Here is a 3,713-nt window from a genome sequence, read left to right as displayed (position 1 = left end):
GTGGTGATCAGCCCCGGTGGGGACTGCTCGACCGCCCGGGCCGGCGCCTGGCCGGGCCCGGCCCACCAGAGGGGGGAGAGGAGCACACCGCCGGCCGCCAGCGCCCGGGCCCGGCGCCGACCGGCCCGGACGGGGAGCCTGCCGGTCGCCGGCTCCGGAAGCGGCCGCGCCGCGTGAACAGCTCGCACGTGAGAGGAGAACGAGCGAGAGCCACTCCGGTCACGCCTGGCAGTGACGGAGTGTGATCATCCCTGGTCGATGCCGTGGTCCAGCCGGCCGGTGCGGATCGCCTCGGCGTACCAGCGGGCACTGGTCTTCGGGGTGCGCACCAGGGTGTCGTAGTCGACGTGCACCATGCCGAAGCGCTTCTCGTAGCCGTACGCCCACTCGAAGTTGTCCAGCAGCGACCAGCAGTAGTAGCCGCGCACGTCGGCGCCGCCGGCGATCGCGTCGGCGACCGCGCCCAGGTGGCCGCGGATGTAGGCGGCGCGCTCCGGGTCGTGGACGCTGCCGTCCTCGCCCACGGTGTCCTCGAAGGCGGCGCCGTTCTCGGTGACCAGCAGCGGCAGGCCGAACTCGCGGTGCAGCGCGAGCAGCGAGTCGGACAGCCCGGTCGGGTCGATCGGCCAGTTCATCGCGGTGACCTCGCCCGGGGCGAGGTGGAAGGCGACGTCGTCGGCGCCCGGCCACGGCGAGAACGTGCTGTCGCCGTGCCCGTCGTGGCGGGGCAGGTGCTCGGCGTTCGCCACGGAGGAGACCAGGGTCGGGTTGTAGTAGTTGAGGCCGAGCAGGTCGATCGGACGGGAGATCTCGGCCAGGTCGCCGGGCTGCACCAGGGTGTCCCAGTCGACCAGGTGGGCGGTGTCCGCGATCAGGTCCTCGTCGTAGCGCCCCTTGAACATCGGGCCGGTCCAGATCCGGTTGCCGACCGCCTCGATCCGGCGGGCCGCCTCCAGGTCGCCCGGGTGCGAGCTGTACGGCCGCACCGCGTGCAGGTTGAGCGAGACGGCGATCTGGGCGGAGGAGGGGAGGGCGGCGCGCAGGGCGCCGACGGCCAGGCCGTGGCCGAGGTTGAGGTGGTGCGCGGCGCGCAGCGAGTCGCCGGGGTCGGTGCGGCCGGGGGCGTGGACGCCGGAGGCGTAGCCGAGGAAGGCGCTGCACCAGGGCTCGTTGAGGGTGGTCCAGATGCCGATGCGGTCGCCGAGCGCCTCGGCGGCGAGGTGGGCGTACTCGGCGAAGCGGTGGGCGGTGTCGCGCTGCGGCCAGCCGCCGGCGTCCTCGAGGTGCTGGGGGAGGTCCCAGTGGTAGAGCGTGGCGACGGGGGTGATGTCGTGGGCGAGGAGTTCGTCGGCGAGGGCGCGGTAGAAGTCCAGGCCGCGCTCGACGGCGGGGCCGCGGCCGGTGGGCTGGATGCGCGGCCAGGAGAGCGAGAAGCGGTACGAGGTGAGGCCGAGCTCGGCCATCAGCCGGACGTCCTCGCGGAAGCGGTGGTAGTGGTCGACCGCGGTGTCGCCGGTGTCGCCGTTGGCGACCTTGCCGGGGGTGTGGCTGAAGGTGTCCCAGATGGAGGGCGTGCGGCCGTCCTCGGCGGCGGCGCCCTCGATCTGGTACGCGGCGGTGGCCGCACCCCAGGCGAATCCCGGCGGGAAGGGGCCGGACCGGGATCGGGCAGCGAGGTCCGCCGGAGTGTGCGGATCGGTGACGGTCATAACGGGAGCGCTCCCATGAGTGGGTGTGGGACGGATGGTCGACGGTCAGCTCTTGACTGCGCCGGCCGTGATGCCGCCGACGATGTGCTTGCCCAGGACGGCGAAGATCAGCAACAGCGGAAGGGTGCCCACCAGGGCGCCGGTCATGATCACCGCCTGGTTGATGTCGTGGCCCGCGCCGCCGCCCAGCGCCGAGAGCGCCACCTGGACGGTCGGGTTCTGCTGGGTGAGGACGACGAAGGGCCAGAAGAAGTCGTTCCATGACTGCACGAACACCAGCATGCCCAGGACAGCCATCGCGGGGCGCGCGATCGGCAGCACGACATGCCAGATGATCCGGAGGCTGTGCGCGCCGTCCACCCGCGCCGCCTCGATCAGCTCCAGCGGCAGCGCCTCGGAGAGGAACTGCCGCATGAAGAACACGCCGAACGCCGCGACCAGCGAGGGCAGGATCACCGACTGGATCTGGTTGCCCCAGCCGAGGTCGGTGATGATCCGGTAGAGCGGGATCACGCTGAGCTGCGGCGGGATGGTCATGGTCGCCACCACCAGGGTGAGCAGCGCGTTCCGCCCGCGGAACCGCAGCTTGGCGAAGGCGAAGCCGGCCAGCGTGGAGAAGAGCACCGTGCTGAGCGAGACGCAGCCCGCCACCACGGTCGAGTTGAGCAGGGCCTTGCCCATGTCCGCCTGCTCCCAGGCGGTGCTGATGTTGGTCCACAGCTCACCGCTCGGCAGCAGCGGCGGCGGCGACTGGGCCACCCGGTCGCCGGTGTTGCTGGCCGCGACGAACGTCCAGTACAGCGGGAAGAGCGAGAGCACCGCGGCGATGCCGAGCACGACGTACGTGACCGGGCCGGCCTTGTCCTGGTCGCCGGCGCCCGGGCGGAGCCGCCGGCGCAGGGGTGCGGTGGAGATGACGGCCATGGTTCAGCCTCCCAGCTTGGTGCGGTTGCGGCGGGCGACCAGCCACTGGACGGCGCCGATCAGCAGCAGGATCAGCAGCATCGTCCAGGCCACCGCCGAGGCGCGGCCCAGCTGGCGGCTGGGCCAGCCCAGCTCGTACATGTAGAGGCTGAGCGTCTGGAACTGGTGCGCCGAGCCGCCGCTGACGCCGACGCCGCCGCCGAACAGCATCGGCTCACCGAACAGCTGGGTGGCGCCGATGGTCGACACGATGATGGTGAAGAGGATGGTGGGGCGGATCGACGGGACGGTGATCCGGGTGAACTGCTGCCAGCGCGAGGCGCCGTCCAGGCTCGCCGCCTCGTAGAGGTCCTTCGGGACGGCCTGCATCGCGGCCAGGTAGATCAGCGCGTTGTAGCCCGTCCACCGCCAGGTCACGATGGTGGAGACCGCGATCTGCGACGGCCAGGTGTCCGAGTACCAGTTGGTGCCGTCGAGGCCGACCGCGCTCAGCACCCAGTTGATCAGGCCGTAGTCCGGGTTGAACAGCTGGACGAAGACCAGCGTGGCGGCCGCGATCGAGGTCGCGTACGGAGCCAGGATCGCCACCCGGAGAAAGCCGCGCCCGCGCATCCGGTAGTTGAGCAGGTGGGCCAGGCCCAGGGCCATCAGCAGCTGCGGGACGGTCGAGATGACACCGATGGTGAAGGTGTTTTGCAGCGCGGTCCAGAACTGGTCGGTGTCCCACAGGCGGGTGTAGTTGTCGAAGCCCCGCCAGTCCATGACGTCCTGGTTGAGCAGGTCGACCCGGTGCAGGGAGAGCCAGCCGGTCCAGATCAGCGGGAACAGTCCGAACGCGGCGAAGCACACGAAGAACGGCGCGATGTACGCGTACGGCGAGGCCTTCAGGTCGATGCGGTAGAGCCGAGAGCGCCAGGCCGAACGCTGCTTCGGTGCGGAGGGCGACGGGGAGCCCGGCGCGCTGGTCGGCGCCGAGCCGTCCTCGGCCGCGGCTCGGATGGAGGTGGCCACTGGGTTGTCCTTCCCGGGAGTGGCTGTCGGCTGCGGTGCATGGCCGCCCGGCCGGGCGCAGGGCTCGGC

At 71.5% G+C, this 3,713-nt stretch carries 4 protein-coding genes; all 4 read right to left on the bottom strand.

Going from position 1 to position 3,713, the window contains the following annotated elements:
• On the bottom strand, nt 1–188 hold a 188-nt coding region (locus ACFV0G_RS37100; RefSeq protein WP_380557519.1), incomplete at its 3' end, for a hypothetical protein.
• Between the two features lie 57 nt (nt 189–245).
• On the bottom strand, nt 246–1,709 hold the full coding sequence (locus tag ACFV0G_RS37095) for a GH1 family beta-glucosidase (protein ID WP_380557516.1): 1,464 nt from the start codon (nt 1,707–1,709) through the stop codon (nt 246–248).
• A 45-nt stretch (nt 1,710–1,754) separates the two neighbouring features.
• Nucleotides 1,755–2,633, bottom strand: coding sequence for a carbohydrate ABC transporter permease (locus ACFV0G_RS37090; RefSeq protein WP_380557513.1), 879 nt, complete (start codon nt 2,631–2,633; stop codon nt 1,755–1,757).
• Nucleotides 2,634–2,636: 3 nt separating this feature from the next.
• Entirely contained in the window at nt 2,637–3,644 is a 1,008-nt protein-coding gene (locus tag ACFV0G_RS37085) for a carbohydrate ABC transporter permease (protein ID WP_380557510.1), read from the bottom strand.
• Between the last annotated feature and the right edge of the window lie 69 nt (nt 3,645–3,713).

The organism is Kitasatospora sp. NPDC059571 (assembly GCF_042735675.1).
Lineage (GTDB): Bacteria > Actinomycetota > Actinomycetes > Streptomycetales > Streptomycetaceae > Kitasatospora.
The sequence above is the reverse complement of the archived record's forward strand: the minus strand, read 5'-3'. Positions and strand labels throughout refer to the sequence as shown.